This is a genomic window from Wolbachia endosymbiont of Cardiocondyla obscurior (genome assembly GCF_902713635.1).
GTDB lineage: Bacteria > Pseudomonadota > Alphaproteobacteria > Rickettsiales > Anaplasmataceae > Wolbachia > Wolbachia pipientis.
The window spans coordinates 1-413 of the sequence record NZ_CACTIU010000133.1; the positions used below are offsets into that span (position 1 = coordinate 1).

General features: G+C 36.3%; 1 pseudogene. It reads left to right on the plus strand.

Annotated features, from left to right (window positions below):
- Window positions 1–413: pseudogene (locus WOCAOBSORBRA_RS06115) on the plus strand (IS4-like element ISWosp8 family transposase); the annotation flags it as partial.

Below are 413 nucleotides of genomic sequence, written 5' to 3' on the forward strand. Positions count from 1 at the left end.
GATTTTATATTAGAAAATGAAAAGCTAAAAAATAAAATGAAAGGACAGAAAGTAAGAGTTATAGTGCTGACATTAGCCAACTGAGAAACAGAGTTTTTGACCGAGACTTTGGAGCAAAGCTTATGTGTTAAGGTGGCACATAGAGGAAACGACTCAAAGTAGGAGCAGAGTTAGAGAATTTTTCTGGAGAGGCTGTATTACAAGAATTTTGGGCAAACTTGGTCATGTGCAATATATTATCGCTTCATATGTGTGATGCACAAGGGCCTTGGAACCCAGATCAAATTACTGAGTATCGTTTAAATTTTTCAGTTTTATTTGGTGTAATGAGGCAGAAACTCTATCAGGTACTTATTGCGCCAAAAAACTTTCAAGCCCTTTTTAAGTATACGCGCTAAAGTTAAAATCCGACC